We start from the raw sequence: 19,030 nt of genomic DNA on the forward strand, positions 1-19,030 counted from the left end.
CGAGCGCGGGGCGACTCAGCTGGTGCTGAGCGCCCATAGTGCGACCGCCGCCGCGGAGGCGACGTTCAGTGAGTCGACGCCCCCGGACATCGGGATCGTCACGACCGTGTCTGCACTGTCGAGCGCGGTGCGCGAGAGCCCGTCGCCCTCTGAACCCATGACGAGGGCGACGCGCTCCGGACGGTCGGCGACGTAGGCATCGAGCGTCACCGCGTCGTCGCGCAGAGCGAGGGCTGCGACATCGAACCCCGCGGCGTGAAGGTCGGCGACGGCAGACTCCCAGTCCGCGATGCGGGTCCACGGCACCTGGAAGACGGTCCCCATGCTGACGCGGACGCTGCGGCGGTAGAGCGGATCCGCTCCCCCTGGCGACACCAGCACCGCATCAGCGCCGAGGCCCGCGGCCGCTCGGAATGCGGCTCCGACGTTCGTGTGGTCGCCGACGTTCTCGAGGATCAGCACCAGCCGCGCGCCCTCGAGGACCTCTCGCACCGTCGGCAGCTGCGGCCTGTGCATCGACGCGATCGTTCCTCGGTGCACGGCGAATCCGGTCACGGACTCGGCCACCTCGTCCGGGACGATGTACACCGGTACGTCCAGGTCGCCGACGATCGCTCGGATGTCATCCACCCGACGCTCCTGCACGAGGACCGAGCGGGGTCGGTGGCCGGCCGCCACGGCGCGTGCGATCACCTTGGTCGACTCGGCGATGTACAGGCCGCCGGCCGGATCCGTCACGGTGCGCAACGCGGTGTCGGTGAGCGCCCGGTAGTCGTCGAGTCGTCGATCATCCGGATTCGTCACGCGCTGCAGGTCCACGAGGCCCAGTCTGCCATCGCGCGCTGGCACGACTCCCCCGCCTCCCTCACCCCGCCACCCGCGAGCATCCGCCGCATCGAGCACGCCGTAGACTCGCTCAGGGAGGTCCTGTGAGCGCATCGAGTCCGGTCGAGCTGTCGACCACCATCGCTCGCACCGCCGAACTCCTGCGCGGACGCAGGATCGCCCTCCTCACCGGGGCCGGGATCTCGACCGACTCGGGGATCCCCGCCTACCGCGGCGAAGGCGCGCGCACCAGGTCCGATCCCATGACCATCCAGCGCTACCTCGGCGACGAGGCGGCAAGACGTCGCTACTGGGTCGGTGGCCATCTCGGCTGGCGCGCGTTCGCCCAGGCCGAGCCGAACCCCGGGCATCTGTCGCTCGCGGCGATGGAGGCTTCCGGCCAGGTCAGCGGTGTCATCACCCAGAACGTCGATGGCCTGCACCTCCGCGCCGGCAGCGCGCACGTCATCGAGGTGCACGGCACGATGCGTCGAGTCCTGTGCCTGCACTGCGGCCAGGTGTTCGACCGTCGCGACATCGCCGTGCAGATCGAGGAGCGCAACCCCTGGATCACGGTGCCCGAGAACGTGGCGCTGGCACCGGACGGTGACGTGCTCCCCGAGAGCACCGAGGGTTTCGTCGTCCCGGTCTGCACGGTGTGCGAAGGGATGCTGAAGCCCGACGTCGTCTTCTTCGGCGAGTACGTGCCCCAGGGCCGCTTCAAGGCGGCCGAGTCGCTGCTCAGGGCGAGCGACGCGATGATCGTGGCCGGGTCCTCGCTCGTCGTGAACTCCGGCGTCCGACTGGTGGAGCGCGCCCGGCGGCGCAGCATCCCACTCATCATCATCAACCGCGAGCCGACCCGCGCGGATGTCTGGGCCGATGTCACCATCGCCGCAGGCACCAGCGATGTGCTGCCGGCCCTTCAGGAGCTCCTCGCATGACGCTGATCACCCTCGTCCGCCACGGCCAGACCGACTGGAACCTCGCCCGCCGCATCCAGGGCTCCACCGACATCCCGCTGAACGAGACGGGTCGAGCCGACGCCCTGACCGCCGCGGCTGCCCTCGCGGGAGTCACCCATCACGCGATCTACTCGAGCCCGCTCCTGCGGGCTAGCGAGACCGCGGAGATCATCTCGGCAGAACTCGGCCTCGGAGCACCGGTGGTGGTGCCGGACGTCCGCGAGCGCGAGTTCGGCGAGGGCGAGGGGATGCTCGTGTCGGAGTACATGGAGGCCTACGGCGGCTGGCGAGCTGCCGTTCCCGGAGCCGAGACGCTCGAGGACGTCGCCGAGCGCTCGCTGCGCGCACTCGACGCCGTCGCCCGCGACTCTCGCCGACGTTCGACTCCGCTCGCCGAGTCCGTGGTCGTGGTGGCGCACGGAGGCGTGATCCGTGCCCTCATCGATCACGTCTCGGGCGGCACCCTCCCCCGCTCTGGCGATCAGATCGCCAACGGGTCGGCGCATCGGTTCGAGATCTCGCAGGGAACGCTCCGGCTGTTGGATCAGTTCGTCCTGGTCTGATTCGGCCCTGAAGGGCTCGTGCACCGGCTCAGCGACTCAGCGACTGCTGCTGAGCACCGAGCGTGCGTGTCGGAGCACGGGCTCGTCGACCATGCGTCCCTCGAAGCGGAACACCCCGCGCTCGGACTCCGCGGCGGCAAGCACCGCGCGCGCCCAGTCGACGGTTGCGGCATCCGGGGCGTAGGCCGCCCTGATCACCGCGACCTGACTCGGATGGATGCAGGCCGTCGCCGCGAACCCGGAGGCGGCAGCATCCTCCGCCTCGACCTGCAGCCCGGCGGTGTCCTCTATGTCGAGGTGCACCGCGTCGATGGCCGCTTTGCCGTGCGCGCCCGACTCGACGAGCACGCGCGAGCGCGCGTAGCGCGCGACATCGCGGTAGCCGCCTGCCGAGGTGCGGCTCGACGTGCCGCCGAGCGAGGCGACCAGGTCCTCCGCGCCCCACATCATCGCCACGACCTGCGGGTGTGCGGCGATGCGATCCGCGGCGTGGATCCCCCGTGCCGTCTCGCAGAGCGCGACGAGCGAGAACCGTTCGTCGAAGGCAGTGAGGCTCTCGGCACTCTCCGTCTTGGCCACCATGACGGTGCGGAAGTCGGTCTGCGCGAGAGTCGAGAGATCGGATACGAAGTCCTGAGTGCCCGGGGCGGTCACGCGGACGATGACACGATCCGGATCCAGGTCCGCGTCGATGAGATTGCCCCTCGCGGCCGCCTTGGCGTCTGGCAGCACCGCGTCCTCCAGGTCGAGGATGACGGCGTCCGCCTTCTCGAGCGCGCCACGGAAGCGCTCCGGGCGATCGGCGGGGCAGAACAGCAGTGCAGGTCCGAGCGCGAACATCATGCCTCGCCGTCCTTCGGCAGGCAGTGCACGAGCACCGAGCGAGTGGCCGTGGCCACGACGACATCATCCTGCGTCCGACCGGTGTGGGCGATCGTGACGATCCCCTGCCCCGGCCGAGACGACGACAGCCGCTTCTCGACGATCACGCTCTCGGTATAGAGGGTGTCTCCGGCGTACAGCGGATGCGGGAAGGTGATGTCTCCGAAGCCGAGCTGCGCCACCAGGGTGCCCTGGGTGAGCTGCGCGACGGAGGCTCCGACCATGGTCGACAGCGTCCACATCGAGTTGATCAGGCGGCGGTGGAACGGTGCCTGCGCCTCGGCGAAGGCCGCGTCGAGGTGAAGCGCCTGCGTGTTCATCGTCAGAGTGGTGAAGAAGACGTTGTCCGCCTCCGTCGCCGTGCGGCCAGGCCGATGCAGGTAGCGGGCGTCCGGGATGAACTCCTCGAAGTAGAGTCCTCGCTGGACGATGTCGTGCGCGCTCATGCTGCCACGCTACCCGGCGAGGCCCAGGGCACGAGCGATCACCAGCAGCTGCACCTCGGTAGTGCCCTCGCCGATCTCGAGGATCTTCGAGTCGCGGTAGTGACGCGCGACGGGGAACTCGTTCATGAAGCCGTTGCCCCCGAAGATCTGGGTCGCGTCCCTGGCGTTGTCCATCGCCGCCTCCCCCGCGACGAGCTTGGCGATGGCTGCCTGCTCGGCGAAGGGCCGCCCCGCGTCGCGAAGACGGGCCGCGTGATGCCAGGCGAGCCGCGATGTGTGCACACGCGCCCGCATCCTCGCGAGGGTGAACTGCGCATTCTGGCGCGTACTCAGCGCGCTGCCGAAAATTGTGCGACTCTTCGCGTACTCGACGGCGGCCTCGAGGCAGCCCTCCGCCGCACCGGTCGACAGCGCGGCGATCGCGATCCGCCCCTCGTCGAGGATGCTGAGGAAGTTGCGGAACCCGCTCCCCTCGGCTCCCAGGAGGTTGCCCGCCGGAACGCGCGCACCCTCGAAGGTCAGCGGATGCGTGTCGGAGGCGTTCCACCCGACCTTGTCGTACGGCGCCTCGACCGTGAAGCCCGCAGTGCCGTTGGGGACGATGATGGTCGAGATCTGCTTGCGCCCGTTCTCGACGCCGGTCACTGCCGTCACCGTGACGAATCGTGTGATGGGCGTGCCGGAGTTGGTGATGAACTGCTTCGAACCGTCGATCACCCACTCCTCGCCCTCGCGGCGGGCCGTCGTCCTCGTCGCTCCCGCGTCGCTCCCCGCCTCCGGCTCGGTGAGGCCGAAGCCCGCCAGCGCCCGGCCGGCGAGGAGATCGGGTAGGTACTCGCGCTTCTGCTCCTCGGTGCCGAAGCGGAACACGGGCATGGCGCCGAGACTCACACCGGCCTCGAGGGTGATGGCGATGGACTGGTCGACACGCCCGAGTGCTTCGATCGCGATGCCCAGCGCCATGTAGTCGCCGCCCTGCCCGCCGTACTCCTCGGGGAACGGCAACCCGAACAGGCCGAGGTCCCCCATCTGCGCGACCACGTCCATCGACAGGGTGTGCGTGCGGTCGGCCTCATACGCCTGCGGTGCGACGACCGTGTCGGCGAAGTCCCGCACCATCGCGGCGAGCTCGCGCTCCTCATCGGTCAGCTGTTCCATGATCACTTCTCCTCCGTCGAGATCCGCGCGACCGTCTGATCGCGCCTCACCTGGTCACCCAGAGCCACCGTGAGCTGCACGGCGCCGTCGTGGGGTGCGAGCACCGGGTGCTCCATCTTCATCGCCTCGATCGAGACCAGCGGCGTGCCCGCTGTCACCGTCTCGCCGTCGCGCACATGCACGGCGACCACGCTGCCTGGCATCGGCGCGCGCGCCTCCGGACCATGCGAGCTCTCGCGCTCGCCCTGCGCGGAGAGCCGGTGCAGCATCCGTCCCCGGCGGTCCAGCGGCCGGAGACGCTCGGTGCGACCACTCTCGCTGACCCAGATGTCACCGTCGGCGTCGGTCGCCACGGCTCCGCGGTCGCTCGCAGGCGCTGCAGAAGGGGCGTCCAGCACCTCGCCCTGATCCGTGAGGAACGAAGTGTCCGGGTACGTCGCCAGGGCGAGCGTGCTCCAGACCCCGCCGGCGCGGGTCGCAAGACGATGCGCGGCCTCTGTCCGGCGGTTCGGGTCCTGGTGCCGGAGATGCTCTCGTGCCGCGACGAGCATCGACGGGGTCGGCGCCTCCACGGGCAGGGGCAGCAGCGTCTCGATGAGACCGGTGTCGAGGTCGCCCGCGACGACCCGCTCGTCGGCGCAGAGCTGACGGAGGAACGCGATGTTCGTGTCCACTCCGAGCACGACGGTGCGAGCGAGGGCGTCATCCAGATACCGCAGCGCCGTGGGCCTGTCCTCGGCCACGGCGACGATCTTGGCGATCATCGGATCGTAGAACCCGGTGACCTCCGATCCGGTCTCCACGGCCGCATCCACCCGCACCCCCGCGGGAGGATCGAACAGGAGCACCCGCCCTGTGGAAGGGAGGAACCCGCGAGTCGGGGACTCCGCGTACACGCGGGCCTCGATCGCATGCCCGCGCACCTGCGGCGCCGGATCGAGTCGACCGCCTGCTGCGACACGGATCTGCAGCGCGACGAGGTCGAGGCCGGTCACCTCCTCGGTGACGGGGTGCTCGACCTGCAGACGGGTGTTCATCTCGATGAAGAAGATCTGGTCGGGAGCGTCGGCGTCGAGCAGGAACTCCACCGTGCCTGCACCCACGTACGACACGCTCTCCGCCGCCTGGACGGCTGCGGCGAGCAGGCGATCTCTGGTGCTCTCCGGGATCCCAGCGGACGGCGCCTCCTCGATGACCTTCTGGTGGCGTCGCTGCAGCGTGCACTCGCGCTCGCCGAGGGCGATCACCGTCCCGTGCACGTCGCCGAAGACCTGGACCTCGATGTGCCGGGGCCGACGGATCAGCCGCTCGAGGATCAAGGCGTCGTCGCCGAAGGCGGAGATCGCAACCCGTCGGGCCGACGCCAGCGCCGCGTCGAGGCCCGAAGCGTCGCCGACGACCTCCATGCCCTTGCCGCCCCCGCCCGCGCTCGGCTTGACCAGCAGGGGGAAGCCTACGGCGGCCGCCTCATCGGCGACCTCGGCATCCGAGAGCCCGCGCGCATCGAAACCGGGCACCACGGGCACGCCGGAGCGCACGACGTGGTCGCGGGCCTTGGCTTTGTCGCCCATGATCTGAAGGGCCTGCACCGAGGGGCCGATGAATACGATGTCGCTCTCGGCGCAGGCCTCGGCGAGGCCGACGCTCTCGGACAGGAAGCCGTAGCCGGGGTGGATGGCCTGCGCCCCGGTGGTGCGTGCGGCGGCGATCACGGCGTCGATGTCGAGGTACGACTCGGCTGCGGGTGCCGCGCCGATCCGAACCGCATCATCCGCCTCTCTGACATGGGGCGCCTCGGCATCCGCATCGCTGTAGACGGCGACGCTGCGGATGCCCATCGCCCGCAGGGTACGGATGATCCGTCGTGCGATCTCGCCCCGATTGGCGACCAGGATCGTCTCGAATCGGCGGGGATCGTCGGCGGTGGTCGTGGTGGTCATCGTGGTCATGGTGGTCACATCCGGAAGAGGCCGAACCGCGGTTCGGGCAGAGGGCTGCGGGCGATCACGTCGAGGGCGAGTCCGAGCAGGTCGCGGGTGTCTGCGGGGTCGATGATGCCGTCGTCCCACAGTCGGGCGGTGGCGTAGTAGGGCTCGCCCTGCGTCTCGTACTGGTCGCGGATCGGCTGCTCGAACGCCGCTCGCTCCTCGGCGCTCCATCCCTCACCGCGTGCGGCGAGCTGGTCGTCCTTCACTGTGCCGAGGACGGATGCCGCCTGGGCACCGCCCATCACCGAGATGCGACTGGCAGGCCAGGTCCACAGGAACCGCGGTGAATAGGCACGACCACACATCGAGTAGTTGCCCGCGCCGAAGGACCCTCCGATGATCACGGTGAGCTTGGGGACCCTCGTGCTCGCCACGGCGGTGACCATCTTCGCGCCGTCCTTGGCGATGCCGCCGGCCTCGGCGTCGGACCCGACCATGAAGCCGGTGATGTTCTGCAGGAAGAGCAGCGGGATGCCGCGCTGATCGCACAGTTCGATGAAGTGCGCGCCCTTCAGCGCCGACTCGCTGAACAGGACGCCGTTGTTGGCCACGATCCCGACGGGATGCCCGTGCAGTCGCGCGAACCCCGTGACCAGGGTGGTGCCATACTCCGACTTGAACTCGCGGAAGCTGTCCCGGTCGATGAGACGCACGATCACCTCGTGCACGTCGTAGGCGGCGTTCACGTCGACCGGCACGACGTCATACAGGGGGCCGGCCTCGGACGGCGGCCGACTGTCGTGCACCTCCCACGCAGGCGCGGTCGGCGCGGGTAGCGTGGCCACGATGTCGCGCAGGATCTCGAGCGCGTGCTCGTCGTCCTCGGCGAGATGGTCGACGACTCCGCTGCGGCGCGCATGCAGCTCGCCTCCGCCGAGGTCCTCCGCCGACACGATCTCTCCGATGGCGGCCTTCACCAGGGGCGGCCCACCGAGGAAGATGGTGCCCTGCCCCCGGACGATCACCGTCTCGTCGCTCATTGCGGGGACGTACGCGCCGCCGGCCGTGCAGGAGCCGAGCACGGCGGCGAGCTGCGGAATGCCCTCCGCCGACATCCTCGCCTGGTTGAAGAAGATCCGTCCGAAGTGCTCGCGGTCGGGGAAGACCTCGTCCTGCTTGGGAAGGAACGCGCCTCCCGAGTCGACGAGGTAGAGGCACGGAAGCCTGTTCTCGAGGGCGATCTCCTGCGCCCTCAGGTGCTTCTTCACCGTGAGCGGGTAGTACGTCCCGCCTTTGACGGTGGCGTCGTTGCAGACGACCATCACATGTCGTCCGTGCACCAGCCCGATCCCGGCGATGACACCGGCGGCCGGTGCCTCTCCCCCGTACAGGCCTTCTGCGGCCAGCGGTGCGATCTCGATGAACGGGCTGCCCTCGTCGAGGAGCCTGGCGACGCGGTCGCGAGGAAGGAGCTTGCCCCGCCCGATGTGACGCTCGCGCGAGGCCGCAGGACCCCCTTGTGCGGCGGTGGCGAGCCGCTCACGCAGCTCCGTCGCGAGAGACCGCTGGGTTGCCGGCATGTGACGTCCTCCTCGACCCCGTGACACGGGCGACATCGCCCTGGCGCACTGCATGCTGTTTCGGTTAGTGTTCACTAACCGATGACATCAGGTTAGCGAGGATTAACTGAGATGACAACCCCCGTCACGGCGCGAGATCGCGCCAAGGCAGAGCGCTCTGACGCGATCCTCCGAGAGGCCGCCCGTCTCTTCGCCGAGCACGGCTACAACGGGGTGAGTCTCGAGGACATCGGAGCTGCCGTGGGCGTCTCCGGACCCGCCGTGTACCGACACTTCACCGGCAAGCAGGCGCTCCTCGGCGCTGTACTGGTCAAGGTCAGCGACGATCTCGTGACCGGCGGGACGAAGGTCGCCTCCGACGGTGCGACAGCCGCGGAGCGGATGCGGGCGCTCGTCGAGTTCCACGTCGACTTCGCGCTCGGTCACGCCGAGGTGATCCGCGTGCAGGACAGGGACGTCGCGCACCTCGATTCTCGCGACCATGCCGAGGTCCGTCGTCTGCAGCGGGCGTACATCGAGCTCTGGATCGACACCCTCGCCCCTCTCGTCGACGCGGATGCCGACGAGCTGCGGCTGCGCGTCCAGGCATGCTTCGGACTCATCAACTCCACTCCGCACAGCACGCGTGCCGCGGCCAGACGGCACTCCGCCACCGCGACAGTGCTCGTCGCGATGGCGGAGTCGGCGCTCACGGCTCCTACCTGAGCAGCATCGCCCGTCCCGGCTCCTCGAGCACGTCTGCCACGTCCTTGAGGAACCGCGCCCCTTCGGCACCGTCCACGAGCCGGTGGTCGAACGACAGACTCAGCGTCATGATCTGACGCAGGGCGATCTCGCCACGATGCTCCCACGGCTGCCTGCGGACGGCGCCCACGGCCAGGATGCCGGACTGCCCCGGCGGCAGGATCGGCGTGCCGGCGTCGATTCCGAAGACCCCGATGTTCGAGATCGAGAAGGTACCGCCCGCGAGTTCGGCCGGCGACGTCTTGCCCGCCCTCGCCGTCCCTGCGAGGTCCTTCAGCGCATCGGCGAGGTCGATGAGGCTGAGCCTCTCGGCGTCGCGGATGTTCGGGACGATCAGCCCGCGTTCCGTGGCCGCTGCGATCCCCAGGTCGACGTAGTGGTACTGGACGATCTCCCCGGCGGCCTCATCCCAGTGGGAGTTGAGCCCCGGAGTGCGGCCGAGTGCGAGGCACACGGCCTTTGCGACGACCGCGAGCGGACCGATGCGGTGCTCGGACAGCGCGCGATCCTCGCGGAACGAAGACAGCAGCTCCATCGTCGCGGTGACGTCGACCGTGTGGAAGACCGTGACGTGCGGGGCAGTGAAGGCGCTCTGCACCATGGCGGCGGCCGTGTGCTTGCGCACGCCGCGAATGGGGATCCTGGTCTCCCTGGCGTCGTCCTGCCCCGCAGTGCGGTGCGGCAGCGCGTCCGCACCACGGGGAACGGGTGCCGCGGATGCGGTCGCCCCCTGCGGCTCGGCGACGGCACCGACGCGCTCCGCGTATGCGTCGATGTCGTCGCGGGTGATCACCCGGTCGCCGACGGACGCGGCCACGAGCACGAGGTCGATGCCGAGGCGCTTGGCGTAGGCCCGAACCGGCGGCGTGGACCGAGGACGCTCGATCACCGTCTCGACGCTGAGTGACGGAGACGCGTCATGCGGCGCCGCCTCGAGCACGGCGGTGTCTGCCGCGGGCGAGCCGCCGCCGAGACGCCGCGCGCGACGCGCCGGACGGCCGGATGCCGAGGGTGCTGCGCCGTAGCCGACGAGGTTGGGCTGAGTCTTCTCCTCGCCCTCGGTCGCCACGGACCCGGACCCCGCACCCCGTGCGGGCGTCTCCGCGCCGACCACGTCGAACTCGATGAGGGGCGCGCCGACGGCCACGGTCTGACCCGCCTCGGCGTGCAGAGCCGTGACGGTGCCCTCGTACGGCGACGGCAGCTCGACCACGGCCTTCGCCGTCTCGACCTCGGCGAGAGTCTGGTTCAGGGCGACCGGATCCCCCGGCCCCACCATCCACTGGATCACCTCGGCCTCGGTGAGGCCCTCGCCCAGGTCGGGCAGTCGGAACTCGGCGTTCATGCCTCTGCTCCCGTCAGGCTGTTCGGGCGATCGAGCACCCGGTCGACGGCATCCAGGAGCCGGTCGAGATCCGGCAGATGGTACTTCTCGAGCTTGGCCGGCGGGTAGGGCACATCGTGCCCTGTCACCCGCAGCGGCGCGGACTCCAGGTACTCGAAGCACCGCTCGGTGATGCTGGCGATGACCTCGGCGGCCACGCCGGCCTCACGGGAGGCCTCGTGAGCGACGACGACGCGGCCGGTCTTGCGCACCGAGGCCGCGACGGTGTCGTAGTCCACCGGCGACAAGGACCGCAGGTCGATGACCTCCAGAGAGGTTCCTTCATCCTGGGCCGCCTCCGCCGCCTGGAGCGCGGTCGCGACCATCGCGCCATAGGTGATGAGGGTGGCGTCCCGTCCCTCTCGGACGACGCGGGCGAGACCCATCGGCGCCGCGTCCGCCAGCGGAGCATCCAGATCCACCTCCCCCTTGTGGTGGTACAGCCGCTTGGGCTCGAAGAAGATCACGGGGTCATCGGAGGCGATCGCCTGCCGCAGACTCCGGTAGGCGTCCTCCGGATTCGACACGGCGATCACGCGGAGCCCCGCCGTGTGCACGAAGTACGCCTCGGGCGATTCGGAATGGTGCTCCGCAGCGCCGATGCCCCCGGCCCACGGGATGCGGATGGTGATCGGCATCTTCACGCGGCCCTGCGTGCGGTAGTGCAGCTTCGCCACCTGCGCGACGATCTGATCGAAGGCGGGGTACACGAAGCCGTCGAACTGGATCTCGACGACCGGCCGGTATCCGCGGAATGCGAGGCCCACCGCGGTGCCGACGATGCCGGACTCCGCGAGCGGGGTGTCGATGACGCGCGTGGCGCCGAACTCGTCGAGCAGGCCGTCGGTGATGCGGAACACGCCGCCGAGCTTGCCGATGTCCTCCCCCAGGAGCACGACCTTGTCATCGTCGCGCATCGCCTGGCGCAGCCCCGCACCGAGCGCTTTGCCGAGAGTGAGCTCTGCCATGGTCACGCCTCGCCCTCGAAGGACGAGACGTAGGCGGCGTACTCGCCACGCTGCCTCTCGAGTCCGGTGTGCGGTTCGGCGTAGACGCCGTCGAACACTGAGAGCGGCGGGCGCGTGACCATCGCGAGGCATTCCGCCCGCATCTCACGGGCGACGACATCCGCCGCGGCCTGCGTCTCGGCGACCTGCTCGTCGCTGAGTTCTCCGAGGGCACGCAGGTGAGCCTCCAGGCGCGTGATCGGATCGCGTCGCCGCCAGGCCTCGAGTTCCTCGTCCTTGCGGTAACGGGTCGGATCGTCGGCCGTCGTGTGCGGTCCCATCCGGTAGGTGACCGCTTCGAGGTAGGCCGGTCCCTTGCCGCTGCGAGCGTGCGCGAGCGCCCAGCGCATCGCTGCGAGACACGCCAGCACGTCGTTGCCGTCGACCCGCATGCTCGGGATGCCGAAGCCGGGAGCGCGGCCGGCGATCGGATACTGCGACTGCACGGACACAGGCTCGGAGATCGCCCAATGGTTGTTCTGGCACACGAACACCACGGGTGCCCGGTACGAGGAGGCGAAGATCATCGCCTCGTTCACGTCGCCCTGGCTCGTCGCTCCGTCACCGAAGTAGGTGACGGCCACCTCGTCGGCCCCTTCGTGACGGATGCCGAGGGCGTACCCGACGGCGTGGAGCGTCTGGGCGCCGATGATGATCTGCAGCGGTGCCACGCCCAACGCCGCCGGGTCGTGCCCTGCACCCTCCTCGCCGCGCCACATCCGCACGTAATCGCCGGGCTGGGCGCCGCGGGCGTAGATCACGCCGGTCTCGCGATAGCTGGGGAACACGTAGTCGTTCGCGGCGATCGCGCGTGCGGTGCCGATCTGGGTGGCCTCCTGCCCTTGACAGGGGGCCCACAGACCGAGCTGCCCCTGACGCTGGAGAGCGACTCCCTCCGAGTCGATCCTGCGGAGGATGACCATGTCTCGGTGCAGTGCGCGCAGCTGCGCGGGGTCGACGTCCTCGACGAAGGGGTCGAGCTGCGGGTTCGCGATCCGCGTGCCATCCGGGGTGAGGATGCGCTCGGCGAGTTCGAGATCCTGCACGGTGTCGGCGATCGGGGTGATCTGCGGTGACATCATCGTCCTCCTCGTTCGTGGCCGTCGTCACGGGTTCTACGCTCGGCCCCGGCATCATCGCCGGTTAACTCGAGGGTACGTCCGCTCATCACCTCGCTCAAGCAATCGCGCACCGCTTGAGCATGTTGCCCAATCCAGGGCATCCGAGCCCTGCTATCGTTTGGCACTATGGCCGGACTTGACCGCATCGATCTGGAACTGCTCGCAGCCCTCGCCGACGATCCGCGCGTGACCATCGTCGCTCTCGCGGAGAATCTGGGGCTGTCTCGCAACACGATCCAGGCGCGGATGACCAGGTTGGAGCAGACCGGGGTCTTCCTCTCCTACGAGCGCTCGTTCTCCACCGACGTCCTCGGCTTCCCGCTGCAGGCGTTCGTGAGCATCGGCGTACGGCAGACCGAGCTGCCCAGGATCATCAACGAGCTCGCCCGCATCCCCGAGGTCGTACAGGCGCACGGACTCAGCGGGTCGATCGATCTGCTCGCGCGTGTCGCCTGTCGCGATGCGCGCCATCTGTTCGACACGGACGCGCGCATCCTCTCGATCGACGGGGTCGAGCGCACCGAGACCTCCCTCGCGATGGGCGAGGTCATCCCGTTCCGCGTCGCGGGACTCATCGGCCTCGCGCGACGGGAATCCTGAGGAAGCGGCGAACGGCCCCCGCCGCCTCGGCAGGGGTCTCGTAGTGGATGAGGTGTCCGACGTGGGCGATCTCCACGAGAGTGCCGTCATCGAAACGGGTCACCAGCTCGCGCTCCACCTCGATCGGCGTGATGTCGTCGCGCTGCGCCGCGATGAGCATAGTCGGCGTCGAGATCGACGCCGCGAACTCGCTCACGTCGTGTGACACGCTCGCGACGAAGGCGTCGCGCAGCACGTCTCGATCGGCGAAGCGCGAGAAGTAGGTGTCGTGCTGGTCATGGATGAATCGACGGATCTCCGGGTCGGAGGTCTTCGCCATCGCGATGCTCATGATCCGGACGATCAGACGGTTGCGGAGAAGCGCGGTTCCCAGCCGTTCAGGGAGCCGTGCCCCCAGGGAGTAGTACAGGACCGCGAGCCGCGTCATCAGCCCCTTCGGGCCCTCGAGCGCCGGCGCTCCGATCGGGTTGATGAGGATGAGACGAGGTGTCGCGAGGCCCTGAGCCACCGCGGCGGAGGTGACGATGGAGCCGAAGGAATGCCCGAGGATGACGGCACCCGGCGCCACGGCCGCCGCGAACTCGGTGAGCCAGGCGACGTACTCGGCCAGATCGTAGGTGCGCCCGGGCACGGGAGCCGTCTCTCCGAAGCCGGGAAGATCGGGCGCGATCACGCGCACCTCGGGGAGGAAGGCGAGCACCGACTCCAGCCCGTGATGCTCACCGCGGAACCCGTGCACGGCGATCACCGTGGTCTCGGAGCCCTCGGGCCCGTACTCCCAATACGCCGTGACGCCATCCCTGACCTCCACCTCGTGGCGCTCGACCGGGAGTCGGCTGAGGCGGTCGGCGTACGGAGAGGGGGCGGGCATGGTGCAAGTCTATGGTCACGGCCTGTGGTGCCCCCGTGTCCCTCCGAGCGGATGTCGGCGGTCCGTTCTACGGTGAGATCATGCCGCCGGCCCCCGCTTCCCCCTCCTGGATCACGCGCGTCGGCGTGTTCGACCTGGAGACCACCGGGGTCGATGTGGAGCACGACCGCGTCGTGACCGCCCATGTCGGGCTGCTCGATGCGGAAGGGCGCGAGATCGCAGCGCGTGATTGGCTCGCGGATCCGGGGATCGACATCCCCGCCGGGGCGACGGCCGTGCACGGCGTCACCACACAGCACGCGCGTCGTCTCGGCCGTCCGGCCGCCGAGGTCGTCGACCAGGTCACCTCAGCCCTGCGCTCACTGCTGTCGCAGGGGGTCCCGATCGTCGCGTACAACGCTGCCTACGACTTCTCGCTTCTCGCGCACGAGGCCCGCCGCCACGGCGTGGTTCCGTTGGAAGACCCTTCGCCGATCATCGATCCGCACGTCATCGACAAGGCTTATGACCGGTACCGGCCGGGTAAACGCACACTGCAGGCGGTCGCCGCGCTGTACGCCGTCCGTCTCGAGGACGCGCACGAGGCTGCGGCGGACGCCGTCGCGGCCGGCCGGGTCGCCCAGGCGCTCGCGAGGCAGTTCGTGCTGCCCGAGACGCTCGCCGAGCTCCACACCCGCCAGATCGGGTGGGCGCGGTCGCAGGCCGAGAGCCTCACGGAGTACTTCATCCGCATCGGACGTCTGGAGCCGGAGGAGCGCCTCGACGGCACCTGGCCGGTCCGGAGGCACCGCACACAGGAGGGGGCGGATCCACATGCGGTTCCGAACTCGTGACATCACCCGCGTCGAGAGCACCTGGAAGCAGTTCGTCCCGTCGGCGGTGTTGCACGACGTCGATCCGACGAGCTTCCTGTTCGACTGGCACTCCGCGGATCTGGGCGGGGTGAGCATGGTGCGCTACGACCTCGCGGCAGAGGTGCGTTCGACGGCGGAACCCCAGGAGCAGCTTCTCGTCTGCAGGGTCGACGGTCCCGAGGCGCGCGTGTACTCCGATCGCGGCGACCTCGACGCGCGTAGCCCCTGGATCTCGGAGGGTCAACGGGTACACGCGCACTGGGAAGGCGGCGCCCGGGTGACGGCCCTGGTCTTCGAGCGCAAGGCACTGGAGCGACAGGCCAGACGGATCAGCGGCGACGACTCCCTGTCGGTTCGAGTCCGCGACCTCTCGCCCCGCTCCGCGCACGCTGCCGCCGCGTGGGATCGGATGTTCGCGTACATCGAGCAGAGCGCGCTGACGCTCGCCGACAACAGTTCGGACGAGCTACTGCGCGCCGAACTCGCCCGTCACTCTGCTGCCACGACCCTGGCAGCCTTCGCGGTCGCTGATCGGCTCGAGCGGCATCGACCGGCTCAGGCGGCACCCGCGCCGGCGACTGTACGGCGCGCGCTGCAATACATCGCCGAGAATGCCCACAGCCCGATCACGGTCGATGATGTCGCCACTGCTGTCCACATCTCGACCCGCGGACTGCAGTATGCATTCCGACGCGCACTCGATGTCACGCCGGCGGAATCACTCAGACAGGCTCGCCTCGACGGCGCCCACCGCGACCTGCGATCGGGCACCCCGGTGACGGTGTCCGCAGTGGCACGGCGGTGGGGTTTTTCACACCCTTCCCGCTTCGCCGCCGCCTATCGGGAGAGCTTCGGCGTGCTTCCTTCTGTGACGGCCGCGAAGCACCGGCGATGACACCATGCGAACAACCTGTTCGCATGCGTCGCGCGTCCTGCTCGTCCGGCGTCTGGCGGGCTGCGCGGCGGCATAGATTCCGAGTCATGGGTTCTCTCTATTACGGCGGCTCGGAGCCGATCCATATCGATGATCGTGCGCTTGCGCACCTCAAGGTCGTCGTCGCCACGAAGCTGCGCCGGAACGAGAGCTTCACACTGAGCTGGAAGCATCCGGACGGCGAGTCCGAAGGGCGCTCGACGGTCTGGCTGCATCCGTCCATCCCCCTGCGGTTCGTGTTCGATGAGGTGGAAGCTCCGGAACTCAGCCGTCGATGGATCGAGGCATTGGCGCATTCGGCGAACTCGAGCGGCGGGATCATGCTGGTCGAGGAGCTGATCGAGCCGTCCGAGCTCGCGGGCGCTGACGCCGGCTGAGCACCGGTGTGGGAGGAGCCTGCGGTGTCAAGTCCCTCGCTCTCTCGCTCGAGGCGATGGCACGATGACCGAGATGACAGCGCAGGCGAGGAGTGACGAGGGGCGAGGCGCTGGCGAGGGCAGCGGCGCCGCGACTGCTCCGTCGAGCATCCTGACGACATCGGTGGTCATCCCGGTGAAGGATGATGCCCCGCTGCTCGCCCGCTGCCTCGAGCGGTTGCGTGCGCAGAATCGGCCCGCTGACGAGATCATCGTGATCGACAACGACTCCTCGGATGCGTCGGCCGCCGTGGCGCGCGATGCCGGAGCGCGCGTGCTGTTCTGCGCCGATCCTGGAATCTCGGCAGCCGCGGCGACCGGCTACGACGCGGCTGCCGGAGACCTGATCCTTCGACTGGACGCCGACTGCGAGCCCGACCCGGACTGGGTGGACACGGTCACGGCCGCGTTCGCGGAGGATGCCGGAGTATCAGCCCTCACTGGTCGGGCGCGGTTCACCGATGGTCCGCCGGCGCTGCGGGTGCCGCTCGCCAGGCTCTACCTCGGCGCCTACACGACGTTGATGGGAGTCACGCTCGGGCATCCGCCTCTCTTCGGTTCGAATCTCGCCTTCCGTCGGGACGCGTGGCGTGCCATCCGTGACGAAGTGCATCGCGATCCCGAGCTCCACGACGACCTCGATCTCGCCTTCCATCTGGGCGCGGAGCACCGTATCGCCCTCCTTCCGGGGACGACCATGGGGATGTCGATGAGGCCTTTCACGGCGGGGAGCTTCGGTCGCCGCGTGCACCGTGGCTTTCGGAGCGTGGTCGTCCACTGGCCGCACGACTTTCCTCCGTTCCGCTGGAGGCGGCTGATCGCTCGCCGTCTCCGACGACAGCGGCGACGAGCGGACGCCCGGTGAGCAGCGCACTGATCGGACCTGCGCACCCGCCGGATCTGCACCTCATGTCGTTCAACCTCCGCCGCGCCATGGACGGGCGGCTTCTGCCGAGGCGTGAACGGTGGAGCGTCCGCTCGCCGGCTGTCGGCGCAGTTCTCCACACCGAACTTCCCACCGTGCTGGGTCTGCAGGAGGCCCTCCCCCGATCCGTGCGCGTGGTCATGGACGCTCTCGGCCCGCAACAGCGTGTGATCGGACACGGGCGAGGAAGGGCCGGAAGAGGCGAGGGCACCCCGCTGGTCTACGACGCCGAGCGGCTCGACATGGAGTTCTGGGAGCAGCGCGCGCTCTCGGACCACCCTGACGTCCCGGGTTCTCGGACGTGGGGCAACCTGATTCCACGGACGCTCGTGCGGGCCGGGTTCCGTGACACGGCCACCGGCCAGCGATTCGTCGTGATCAACACGCATCTCGATCCCTTCTCCGCCCGGTCTCGCCGCCGCTCGGCTGAGGCGATCGCCAGGCTGACAGCGGCCAGCGAGCTGCCCGTGATCGTGCTCGGCGACTTCAACGCCGATCTCGGCGCGACGTCGCTGCGGCCGCTGTTCGCCGCCGGTGCGGTCAGCGATTCCTGGGTGTCGGCACAGCGACGACTCACCCCGGAATGGGGGTCGTTCGTCGGAGGCCACGGTCCCCGGCTGCGCGGTCGCCGTATCGATGGAGTGCTGACGACGCGCGACGTCAGCGTGCGCGCGATCGGCTTGAACACGCGGACCATGGACGGCATCCGTCCTTCGGATCACCTCCCGGTGCAGGCTCTCGTCCGTCTCCCTGAGGAGGGTGCGTGAAGGAAGACTTCCTGCGGCCGCCCCGCACCACGTCGGAATGGACGGCCGATGGCCTCCGCGTACTCGGCATCCTCGGCGTCGTCGTGGCCGCGATCTGGTGGGATCCTACGGACGCCGGGATCGCTGCGCTCGCGACGCCGGCGCTGATGCTGCCCCGCGCGCTCGGCATGCGCGGCGGCTTCGATGCCGCCGCGTGCGCGATCGTGCTCACCGCTGCCTGGAGCAACGTCTTCGACCTCTACACGAGCGTTCCCGGCTGGGATCTGCTGCTGCACCTCCTCTGCACAGGGCTGCTCGCCATCATCACAGCTCTCGTCCTGACGCGGACCGAGGTGGCGCGGATCACCCGTGGGAGCGGCGTCCGCGCGCGCACGCCGCTCGTGCTGCTGCCGCTGATCGCCCTCGCGCTGAGCGCCGTGTGGGAGATGGTCGAGTGGCTGGGCAAGGCCTATCTCAGCGACGACATCTTCGTCACGTACCAGGACACGATCGGCGACATGCTGTTCGGCGGCCTCGGGGGTCTTCTCGCCGGTCTTCTGCTGTCACGGGTGCAGGTGGAGCGGGCCCGCCGCAGGGGGTGAACCGTCCGTCAGATCGACGACACGAACGGGTCGAGCTCGGCGACGAGGCGCGTCATGAGGAACGCGCTCAACAACAGGTTGAGGAACAGGAGCACGATCTCCGTCGCAATCATCGCGATGAGTGGGCCTGCGCCCTGGCCGCCACGCTGCCGGATCACGACATGCCGCCCGATGATGTAGACGGGGGTCGCGAGGAAGATCCACGCCCAGTGGAACGGCTTGACGAAGCCGCGCTGCGCGAGAGTCCGCATGTCCATGGCAGCGAACCACACGGAAGCTCCGAAGATCGTCCAGACGATGAGCATGGAGAACCAGTACCAGGGAGCGAGAGCCAGCTTCAGCTCCGCCAACAGCACCTGTTCGATATCCGGAGTCCCCGCCGTCGACGGGCAGCGATCTCATGAATTCGATCATGGCGCCAGGCATCTCGACGGAGAACCATACGACGGGGATGATGCTGACGGCCATCGCCCCGATGA

The 19,030-nt window shown here is 69.2% G+C and carries 21 protein-coding genes; 10 read left to right on the top strand and 11 right to left on the bottom strand.

The features are described from left to right. Window positions 1-15: 15 nt before the first annotated feature. Window positions 16-819: a TrmH family RNA methyltransferase gene (locus BLW44_RS10255; RefSeq protein WP_060925949.1), complete on the bottom strand. Its 804-nt coding sequence runs from the start codon at window positions 817-819 to the stop codon at window positions 16-18. Between the two features lie 110 nt (window positions 820-929). Here BLW44_RS10255 and BLW44_RS10260 point away from each other — a divergent pair, with 110 nt between their 5' ends. Together BLW44_RS10260 and BLW44_RS10265 are read left to right on the top strand one after the other, a co-directional pair. Beyond that, window positions 930-1,769, top strand: a complete 840-nt coding sequence (locus BLW44_RS10260; protein WP_060925948.1) for a Sir2 family NAD-dependent protein deacetylase — start codon at window positions 930-932, stop codon at window positions 1,767-1,769. Continuing rightward, window positions 1,766-2,353: a histidine phosphatase family protein gene (locus BLW44_RS10265; protein WP_060925947.1), complete on the top strand. Its 588-nt coding sequence runs from the start codon at window positions 1,766-1,768 to the stop codon at window positions 2,351-2,353. Before BLW44_RS10260 ends, BLW44_RS10265 begins: the two co-directional genes overlap by 4 nt. A gap of 36 nt (window positions 2,354-2,389) precedes the next feature. Here BLW44_RS10265 and BLW44_RS10270 read toward each other — a convergent pair whose 3' ends face one another. From BLW44_RS10270 to BLW44_RS10290, 5 genes are read right to left on the bottom strand one after another with little or no spacing between them, the layout of a single operon-like run. Then, the gene (locus BLW44_RS10270; RefSeq protein ID WP_060925946.1) at window positions 2,390-3,196 is read right to left on the bottom strand and encodes an HpcH/HpaI aldolase/citrate lyase family protein; all 807 of its coding nucleotides are present in this window, start codon (window positions 3,194-3,196) and stop codon (window positions 2,390-2,392) included. Then, entirely contained in the window at window positions 3,193-3,681 is a 489-nt protein-coding gene (locus BLW44_RS10275; protein WP_060925945.1) for a MaoC family dehydratase, read from the bottom strand. The genes BLW44_RS10270 and BLW44_RS10275 overlap by 4 nt, the downstream gene beginning before the upstream one ends. 9 nt (window positions 3,682-3,690) lie before the next feature. Further along, window positions 3,691-4,839: an acyl-CoA dehydrogenase family protein gene (locus BLW44_RS10280; protein WP_060925944.1), complete on the bottom strand. Its 1,149-nt coding sequence runs from the start codon at window positions 4,837-4,839 to the stop codon at window positions 3,691-3,693. Between the two features lie 2 nt (window positions 4,840-4,841). Beyond that, window positions 4,842-6,788 (bottom strand): ATP-binding protein, encoded by a 1,947-nt coding sequence (locus BLW44_RS10285; RefSeq protein WP_060925943.1) that lies wholly within the window; start codon window positions 6,786-6,788, stop codon window positions 4,842-4,844. A 5-nt stretch (window positions 6,789-6,793) separates the two neighbouring features. Next, window positions 6,794-8,347 carry a carboxyl transferase domain-containing protein gene (locus tag BLW44_RS10290; RefSeq protein ID WP_060925942.1) on the bottom strand — a complete coding sequence of 518 codons (1,554 nt, stop codon included), beginning with the start codon at window positions 8,345-8,347 and terminating at the stop codon, window positions 6,794-6,796. A 111-nt stretch (window positions 8,348-8,458) separates the two neighbouring features. Between BLW44_RS10290 and BLW44_RS10295 the strand changes: the two genes are divergently transcribed. Continuing rightward, entirely contained in the window at window positions 8,459-9,052 is a 594-nt protein-coding gene (locus BLW44_RS10295; protein WP_060925941.1) for a TetR/AcrR family transcriptional regulator, read from the top strand. On the opposite strand, the gene BLW44_RS10300 is transcribed toward BLW44_RS10295, so the two are convergent. From BLW44_RS10300 to pdhA, 3 genes are read right to left on the bottom strand one after another with little or no spacing between them, the layout of a single operon-like run. Next, on the bottom strand, window positions 9,045-10,436 hold the full coding sequence (locus BLW44_RS10300; RefSeq protein ID WP_060925940.1) for a dihydrolipoamide acetyltransferase family protein: 1,392 nt from the start codon (window positions 10,434-10,436) through the stop codon (window positions 9,045-9,047). The two genes, BLW44_RS10295 and BLW44_RS10300, sit on opposite strands and share 8 nt — an antisense overlap. Then, window positions 10,433-11,443: an alpha-ketoacid dehydrogenase subunit beta gene (locus BLW44_RS10305; RefSeq protein WP_060925939.1), complete on the bottom strand. Its 1,011-nt coding sequence runs from the start codon at window positions 11,441-11,443 to the stop codon at window positions 10,433-10,435. Before BLW44_RS10305 ends, BLW44_RS10300 begins: the two co-directional genes overlap by 4 nt. 2 nt (window positions 11,444-11,445) lie before the next feature. Then, entirely contained in the window at window positions 11,446-12,561 is a 1,116-nt protein-coding gene (gene pdhA, locus BLW44_RS10310) for a pyruvate dehydrogenase (acetyl-transferring) E1 component subunit alpha (RefSeq protein WP_060926046.1), read from the bottom strand. Window positions 12,562-12,729: 168 nt separating this feature from the next. Here pdhA and BLW44_RS10315 point away from each other — a divergent pair, with 168 nt between their 5' ends. Beyond that, on the top strand, window positions 12,730-13,203 hold the full coding sequence (locus BLW44_RS10315; protein ID WP_060925938.1) for an Lrp/AsnC family transcriptional regulator: 474 nt from the start codon (window positions 12,730-12,732) through the stop codon (window positions 13,201-13,203). Here the strand turns inward: BLW44_RS10315 and BLW44_RS10320 are convergent. Continuing rightward, a complete protein-coding gene (locus BLW44_RS10320) occupies window positions 13,175-14,074 on the bottom strand; it encodes an alpha/beta fold hydrolase (RefSeq protein WP_060925937.1) in 900 nt (299 codons plus the stop codon). The genes BLW44_RS10315 and BLW44_RS10320 overlap by 29 nt on opposite strands. An 80-nt stretch (window positions 14,075-14,154) precedes the next feature. On the opposite strand from BLW44_RS10320, the gene BLW44_RS10325 reads away from it, so the two are divergent. The 6 genes from BLW44_RS10325 (at window position 14,155) to BLW44_RS10350 (ending at window position 18,551) form a co-directional block, all read left to right on the top strand. Continuing rightward, window positions 14,155-14,907: an exonuclease domain-containing protein gene (locus BLW44_RS10325; RefSeq protein ID WP_060926045.1), complete on the top strand. Its 753-nt coding sequence runs from the start codon at window positions 14,155-14,157 to the stop codon at window positions 14,905-14,907. Then, complete coding sequence (locus BLW44_RS10330; protein WP_060925936.1) at window positions 14,888-15,823, top strand: helix-turn-helix domain-containing protein; 936 nt, start codon at window positions 14,888-14,890, stop codon at window positions 15,821-15,823. Before BLW44_RS10325 ends, BLW44_RS10330 begins: the two co-directional genes overlap by 20 nt. Before the next feature lie 86 nt (window positions 15,824-15,909). Then, entirely contained in the window at window positions 15,910-16,239 is a 330-nt protein-coding gene (locus tag BLW44_RS10335) for a DUF7882 family protein (RefSeq protein ID WP_060925935.1), read from the top strand. Between the two features lie 64 nt (window positions 16,240-16,303). Beyond that, on the top strand, window positions 16,304-17,143 hold the full coding sequence (locus tag BLW44_RS10340; protein ID WP_338061384.1) for a glycosyltransferase family 2 protein: 840 nt from the start codon (window positions 16,304-16,306) through the stop codon (window positions 17,141-17,143). Further along, on the top strand, window positions 17,140-17,970 hold the full coding sequence (locus BLW44_RS10345; protein WP_060925934.1) for an endonuclease/exonuclease/phosphatase family protein: 831 nt from the start codon (window positions 17,140-17,142) through the stop codon (window positions 17,968-17,970). The genes BLW44_RS10340 and BLW44_RS10345 overlap by 4 nt, the downstream gene beginning before the upstream one ends. Next, window positions 17,967-18,551 carry a DUF2238 domain-containing protein gene (locus BLW44_RS10350; RefSeq protein ID WP_060925933.1) on the top strand — a complete coding sequence of 195 codons (585 nt, stop codon included), beginning with the start codon at window positions 17,967-17,969 and terminating at the stop codon, window positions 18,549-18,551. The genes BLW44_RS10345 and BLW44_RS10350 overlap by 4 nt, the downstream gene beginning before the upstream one ends. A gap of 8 nt (window positions 18,552-18,559) precedes the next feature. Here BLW44_RS10350 and BLW44_RS10355 read toward each other — a convergent pair whose 3' ends face one another. Further along, window positions 18,560-18,901, bottom strand: coding sequence for a hypothetical protein (locus BLW44_RS10355; protein ID WP_139305269.1), 342 nt, complete (start codon window positions 18,899-18,901; stop codon window positions 18,560-18,562). Window positions 18,902-19,030 lie beyond the last annotated feature (129 nt).

Source organism: Microbacterium hydrocarbonoxydans (assembly GCF_900105205.1).
Taxonomy (GTDB): Bacteria; Actinomycetota; Actinomycetes; order Actinomycetales; family Microbacteriaceae; genus Microbacterium; species Microbacterium hydrocarbonoxydans.

Excerpts from the sequence above, each read along its gene's own strand:
- BLW44_RS10265 (WP_060925947.1), top strand. The coding sequence starts at position 1,766 with ATGACGCTGATCACCCTCGTCCGCCACGGCCAGACCGACTGGAACCTC.
- BLW44_RS10270 (WP_060925946.1), bottom strand. The coding sequence starts at position 3,196 with ATGATGTTCGCGCTCGGACCTGCACTGCTGTTCTGCCCCGCCGATCGC.
- BLW44_RS10275 (WP_060925945.1), bottom strand. The coding sequence starts at position 3,681 with ATGAGCGCGCACGACATCGTCCAGCGAGGACTCTACTTCGAGGAGTTC.
- BLW44_RS10280 (WP_060925944.1), bottom strand. The coding sequence starts at position 4,839 with ATGGAACAGCTGACCGATGAGGAGCGCGAGCTCGCCGCGATGGTGCGG.
- BLW44_RS10285 (WP_060925943.1), bottom strand. The coding sequence starts at position 6,788 with ATGACCACGATGACCACCACGACCACCGCCGACGATCCCCGCCGATTC.
- BLW44_RS10290 (WP_060925942.1), bottom strand. The coding sequence starts at position 8,347 with ATGCCGGCAACCCAGCGGTCTCTCGCGACGGAGCTGCGTGAGCGGCTC.
- BLW44_RS10295 (WP_060925941.1), top strand. The coding sequence starts at position 8,459 with ATGACAACCCCCGTCACGGCGCGAGATCGCGCCAAGGCAGAGCGCTCT.
- BLW44_RS10300 (WP_060925940.1), bottom strand. The coding sequence starts at position 10,436 with ATGAACGCCGAGTTCCGACTGCCCGACCTGGGCGAGGGCCTCACCGAG.
- BLW44_RS10305 (WP_060925939.1), bottom strand. The coding sequence starts at position 11,443 with ATGGCAGAGCTCACTCTCGGCAAAGCGCTCGGTGCGGGGCTGCGCCAG.
- pdhA (WP_060926046.1), bottom strand. The coding sequence starts at position 12,561 with ATGTCACCGCAGATCACCCCGATCGCCGACACCGTGCAGGATCTCGAA.
- BLW44_RS10315 (WP_060925938.1), top strand. The coding sequence starts at position 12,730 with ATGGCCGGACTTGACCGCATCGATCTGGAACTGCTCGCAGCCCTCGCC.
- BLW44_RS10320 (WP_060925937.1), bottom strand. The coding sequence starts at position 14,074 with ATGCCCGCCCCCTCTCCGTACGCCGACCGCCTCAGCCGACTCCCGGTC.
- BLW44_RS10325 (WP_060926045.1), top strand. The coding sequence starts at position 14,155 with ATGCCGCCGGCCCCCGCTTCCCCCTCCTGGATCACGCGCGTCGGCGTG.
- BLW44_RS10330 (WP_060925936.1), top strand. The coding sequence starts at position 14,888 with ATGCGGTTCCGAACTCGTGACATCACCCGCGTCGAGAGCACCTGGAAG.
- BLW44_RS10335 (WP_060925935.1), top strand. The coding sequence starts at position 15,910 with ATGGGTTCTCTCTATTACGGCGGCTCGGAGCCGATCCATATCGATGAT.
- BLW44_RS10340 (WP_338061384.1), top strand. The coding sequence starts at position 16,304 with ATGACCGAGATGACAGCGCAGGCGAGGAGTGACGAGGGGCGAGGCGCT.